The organism is Dyadobacter psychrophilus, from assembly GCF_900167945.1.
Classification (GTDB): domain Bacteria; phylum Bacteroidota; class Bacteroidia; order Cytophagales; family Spirosomataceae; genus Dyadobacter; species Dyadobacter psychrophilus.
The window spans coordinates 48,190-54,189 of record NZ_FUZA01000014.1 but is presented as its reverse complement, the minus strand read 5'-3'; the positions used below and the strand labels follow the sequence as shown (position 1 = coordinate 54,189).

Annotated in this window: 3 protein-coding genes; 1 reads left to right on the top strand and 2 read right to left on the bottom strand. The window is 40.2% G+C overall.

The genetic code is table 11. The annotated features are described in order from the left end of the window. Nucleotides 1-181 precede the first annotated feature (181 nt). Nucleotides 182-688: an HAD family hydrolase gene (locus B5X68_RS27345; RefSeq protein ID WP_082217957.1), complete on the top strand. Its 507-nt coding sequence runs from the start codon at nt 182-184 to the stop codon at nt 686-688. A gap of 313 nt (nt 689-1,001) precedes the next feature. On the opposite strand, the gene B5X68_RS27340 is transcribed toward B5X68_RS27345, so the two are convergent. After that, complete coding sequence (locus B5X68_RS27340; RefSeq protein WP_082217956.1) at nt 1,002-2,801, bottom strand: restriction endonuclease; 1,800 nt, start codon at nt 2,799-2,801, stop codon at nt 1,002-1,004. A gap of 349 nt (nt 2,802-3,150) precedes the next feature. Then, nucleotides 3,151-5,955 carry a DNA methyltransferase gene (locus B5X68_RS29320; RefSeq protein WP_082217955.1) on the bottom strand — a complete coding sequence of 935 codons (2,805 nt, stop codon included), beginning with the start codon at nt 5,953-5,955 and terminating at the stop codon, nt 3,151-3,153. Nucleotides 5,956-6,000: the final 45 nt, after the last annotated feature.

Below are 6,000 nucleotides of genomic sequence, written 5' to 3'. Positions count from 1 at the left end.
TAAGCCTGTTGATGCAAAATCGAAAACAAAAAAGACTGCTACTCCGAAAAAGGAAAAGGTCGAGCCAGCTGCAAAAGAGCTTATTGCTGAAAACAAAATAGTAGTTACTACAGCCAAGACAAAATCTCCAAAAAAAGCTAAGAAGAAAACTGAGGCTCAGTTTGTCATACCCTTCTAATGAATGATAAAAAATCTAATATTTGACTTAGATCAGACACTTGTTAATACAAGTAGTGCTGAACAATTTAGAAAAACAGGTCAATGGGCAAAAGCATATTCTGCCATTCCAAATTTTATATTATATGATGGGCTGAGCGATCTATTCAAGTATCTGACAGAGAACGGATATAACATCTGCATTATAACAACAAGCCCTGGTGATTATTGTGGTAAAGTTCTTGCTCATTGGGGCATACCATATAATTATAAGATTTGCTACCATGACGTTAAAAAGAGAAAGCCCGACCCGGAATCCTTTTTAAAAGCGCTCCAATATCTAAAAGCTAGACCGGAAGACGTTCTCTCATTCGGTGACCGCGCTATTGACATTGAAGCGTCCAAAGCTGCCGGTATTCCATCTGTTGCTTGCCTTTGGGGTAGTGCTGAGAGCCAATTGTTATTAGATGCAAAACCAGATTACGCCGTCAATACACCAGCGGAAGCCTTTGAGCTGATAAAGAAATTGTGAATCGACATTTTGCAATTTTACAATGGGGGCGGGCTGCCAGACAACTAACCTATCCCCACCCTGGCAGTTAAGCGCATGCTGATTGGTATGATATAATATTGTTTCTAATATCTGCTCGCTTAGTGTTAGAAAGAAGAGCCGAATCCTGCTAATTTTTCATGATTACCTTCCTGATAATTTAAATATATTAAGTTTTTAAATGGCTGATAAATCTTTATACCCAGTTGGAAGCGTATGAGCTATGTCAAAACCATTTCCTATTAGAACGATTCTATCCATTGTCGCAAAGATGTCCTACACATTTATGATGCTTTCAATTATTTTTGACATACAAGGCAAATTTAGGATTAATATCAATTTTATGGTTGCTAATCGAAGCTTGTATCGCATCATCAATTTTATCACGATTCTCCCTTAATGCCTTGTAACTAATATATGAACCATTAGGATCATTCTCATGTCTTAAAAAAAAATCTATCTCAATATAGCCGTAGATAAGTTCACGAAGATATTTCCTTTTATCATTTTGCTGATTAATAGTAATGACGTTTTCAGCTAACTCACTAATAGATTCTAAAACATCTTTCCTCATACTTCTTCCCTTGTAAGATTGAAATAACATAAATCCCACATTTAGAAACACCATTTTTTTGTCAGAAATATTCACTTTTCTTTCAGATCTATTCATTACATCTAGAACTATAGTATTCATTGCAATACTTAAGCTTACATTCATAAACCAGTCAGCTTCCAGCATTTCGACAACTGCTGTCTTTTGCTCTCTATTATTAATATTAAACTTATCCAGTCGACTTAAAGAGGTGGGAGAGTTATGTGCATTCTTTTTATGAACTAGTAACTTTTTTTCTATAACTTCAACCTTTAAATTGTCCGGTTCGCTTATAGAAGTGAGTGGCAAGGGAGGTAATTTCTTTTCCCCAACTTGTATATCTTGCTCTTTATCCTTAATTCTGTTTTTTAAATCATCATGTCTGTTTACCGGAGTGGGCAAGGAAGGTAGTGTTTCTCTATTCTCTGGTATATCTTGCTTTCTATCCTTTCGGGCATTTTGCAACTCATTATGTTTACTAATTAAGTTGATTAGAGGAAGTTTATTGTTTTCTTCAACTGATATCTTTTGTTCTCTACCCTTATTTTTTAAATCTTCGTGCCCACTTATTGGTGTAAACAAATCTAACTGAGAATTTCCTGATAAATTAGCGTTCCATTTATCTGCCTTAAATGCAGTTTCTTTCTCATCTTTTTTAAAAAGATTGTTGTAGTCATAGCTGACACTATCCAATATTATTGTCGAGTTCTCTATTTCAGAAACATATTTAGCTGCTAGGATGTGAGAGTTAATAAAGGAATCAATTTCACTAATGGTAGGATATCGAATAAATCTTCCAATCAAATCAGATATTTTATTAAAAGCCTCATTATTGTAATCAGGTTTTTGATGAGTTAGAAATGCACTGCATAATCTGGTTAATTCTTGTCCATCAATTAGTTTAACTTTATTTGCAATAGCTGTACTTATAGCCTGGCCGGTATATGTTGAATTCGTTACGACAGCAGCATACTGGCACTTATAATATCCTTTTCCTCCCAGAACTTCGTTGATCGCTTGTACGCCGACACTTGATATTTGCCGTTTACACTGAATTGCAGTCTTCTTTGAATCCTTTATAGCTATAATATCTGCTCCAAAATCCCCCGACTTCTTAGTTATAGTGACCTGATATCCCATCTGACAATATAGATTGCCGACAAACTTTTCAAATTCCCAGCCTGTTAGTTGATTTACATGTATTTCGCCATTCTGCATTGAATAATAGTTATTCCATAAGATTCTTTTCAAAGCTTCATCTTTAATCTCTCTAATTTTTTCAGTCTTATACTTTGATAATGCCCATTCTTGCTGTGCTATCTGGCGATTTTTTTCCGTCTCTATATTTAACTTTTTTTGATTTTCTATTCTTTCAATTCTTTTAACTCGTCTATTCTCTTTGTTATTTTGGTAAGTATCATACAAATACACACATCCCTTAACAATAAATATAAGTACGCCTACTTTGAGTAATAAGAGTAAATAATATATAAATACTTCCATAAATTCTCTTATAAATGAATATCAGCTATATTAATATAGTATCGTTGTAACAGTCATTGTGAGTGGTTTAAGGCCTGCTCTGTAACATATTACCATTATTTGGGTAAATTTAGTTTACAGCCTATGCTTGTGAGTAGCTAAATAGGTAATTTAGTTGTGGTCAGTTGTCCAAATGGGAACGATAGGTTCAATACATCTTTTTGCTATAACGTAGTGCTTCCTCATTAAAACTCGATCACTTTCCTGATTATCTTAGATAATTTCGGTTCTTCGGCAAAAGCGACAGCAAAGTAGTCGTTCGGGAAGATTATGTTTTTAAAGATGATCAGTGTCACATTACCAATGTGGATCACATGAATGTTCTTTTCTTTTTCTTTACTTCCTCCGCTAATGAAGTGACCAACGGAGCCTTGTATTGCTCATATAACTCAAACAGGTACTCAATCCGGCGTGTCTCGTCGGCGAAGGCTTGCTTGCGATAGCATTGATCGACGGCCCGGTCAAGATCCTGATGGGCTTTACCTAACGCCGGCGGCATCGTCAGCGGGTCGTACAGATCGGCCAGGCTACTGCCAATAAACGAAGCCCGCACATCGAGCACTTTTTGGGCCGCCACCTCTACGTTATTGGCCTGCTTGTCAGTAGGCGAAAGTGGCCATGGAAAGTTATTATAAACAATACTTCCTGAGTACTGATACCGGCTTTCTAATCTACCACACGTGTATTTTGTCCAGGTCATATGCATGGCGGAACACAATAGGCCAAACAACATTAGACTTGGCTCGGCAATCAAATAATTCTTGTTACTCGAAACTACCTCAGGCCGCATAAAACCGATGGGAATATACTTTCTCCGCTCAGACGAAACTTCGGGAATTAAGATGTATTCTGTTTTTGGCTGTGACACAAAAAAGAAACGTCCCGGAGTAGAGGCTGCTTTCCTGGTGGGCTCGGCGGTACTGGCAAGTCTAAACTGCTTGACCTTTTCAAGTCGGGAAAGGACAAGAGGCATTTTGCGTAGTTCTGACGGGTTAACTTGCTCCAGCCACAAACACCACCGCCAGTTGCCATTGATGAATTCTTCTGAGCCAATAAATGGTCTTATGTAAGGCAATGACGCAGGTTCCGCAGCTACTAATTTATCTTTTGCCTCATCTGTCAAAAGCAGATTTCCATCGTCAGTGGGTTTATTGCCACAACGCATCTCAGGCATACCCAGAAAAGGAGTACGTCTTTTCTCCACAACCACATTTGGGCCAGCGGCCAAGTACGGGTTAATATTTGCTACAGTCTGTTCTAACGGTTCGCTGGTTGGGGTTACATAATCGTAAAGTAGCTTAGTGTTTTTTTCGGTTTTAGAAAAACCCACAATGACGCAATGAACTGCTGCTTTGCCGCGCGCTTCATTAGCCCATTTGAAAGTACGGTGAGCAAAATTTATTTTAACACCATAGACCTTGAGAAGTAGCGGCCAAAGAAGAGCCACTTGCTCTCCCTGAGTTATTGAGTTTGTGGAAACCAGGGCAACATCAATTTTAGATTCTGAATAGCTGTGTAGATATTGAGCTGCTTTCAAAAACCAAGCCGATACATAATCTAGATCGGACGCGCTTTTAATTCCTTTAAAAACATCTAGCATGTCAGCTTTTTGGCTGCTTTTTTGATAATGTTTTCCTACGAACGGTGGGTTACCAAGTATAAAATTGTAGTGGGTCGGCACCTCTCCTTCTTTGGGTTCAGGCAGTAATGATTGCCAATCGGTGCGAAGTGCGTTGCCGTGTACTATGGTAGCCGACTTACGGAGTGGAAGCCGGACGTAGTATTGCCCAAACTCTTCTGATATCCGCATGTTCATTTGGTGGTCCATGAGCCACATTGCCACCTGCGCGATCTGCGCCGGGAACTCCTCGTACTCGATGCCGTAAAACCGGTCCACATCAACTAGCACCAAGGCATTAACAGTGACGTACTGCTGCCCTTTCTGCAACACCTTGATAACCTCAATCTCCAATAGTCGAAGTTCACGGTATGTAATGATTAGAAAGTTGCCGCAGCCACAAGCCGGGTCTAAGAATCGCATGCTTGACAGCTTCCCGTGGAAGGCGGTCAATTTCTTTCGGTCGCTCTGTACGGTTCGGAATTCACGCCACAGTTCATCCAGAAACAGTGGTTTGATAACCTTAAAAATATTTTTTTCAGAGGTGTAATGCGCCCCGAGGTTACGCCGTTCTATTGGGTTCATGACAGACTGAAACAGCGAACCGAAGATAGCCGGTGAGATGCGGCCCCAATCGAGTCCACAGCAGTCTAGCAAAATTTGACGCATCGTTCGGTCAAAGGTTGGAATCATCAGGTTTTCGGCGAATAGCTTGCCATTAACGTAGGGGAATTGCGCAAGGGCGTCGTCCAGATTTCTGGGTCGTTTGTCAACGGGCGTGTTAAGGACCTGAAAAAGCATCGCCATCTGTTGCCCTAGATCGAAGCCGTCTTCGCGGGTATTCTGGGTCAGGTAATCAAGGAAGATGCCTTTATCGAAAATGCTGGTATCGTCGGCAAACAGGCAGAACAAAAACCGGACTAAGTACACTTCGAGGGTATGCCCTTCGTAGCCGACTTCTTTAAGCTTGTCGTGCAGGCTACCCATCATCTGAGCAGCCTTGATGTTAACAGGGTCTTCTTCTTTATAGGTACGTTTCTCGTAGCCCAGCATGAAACCGAACTCTTTAACGTACTGATGCAGTTCAGCCAGCGGAATTTCATGATAGCTATTTTCTTCATTCGTAGCTATCTTTTCTTCCAAGTCGTAAAGCCGAAAACGTGCGAAATCAGATACCAGCACATAGCGAGGTAATTCGTGATCTTTCAGCCCCACAAAATAGTCAACCGCTTGCTTATAGGCATCGTCTAAGCTACGGCCACGTGACTTATGTTCGACGACTAATGTACCAGTCCAAAATAGATCGACAAACCCCTTGCTCCTACCCGGGCGCTCGACGGCCTTTTCAAATTGCGCAAGTCGTCTGCGTGTTACACCAAATACGTCGAAGAAACCATCCCAAAAAGATTTGGCTTCGGCATCTTCCGATGCCTCATCTTTCCATTCGTTCGCAAATCGTAGGGCGCGGTCTTTTATTTCAATCCAGCTAAGGGCCATTCTTTGTTAATAGGGAAAAGATAAAGAGTAACAAAAAACAAATAG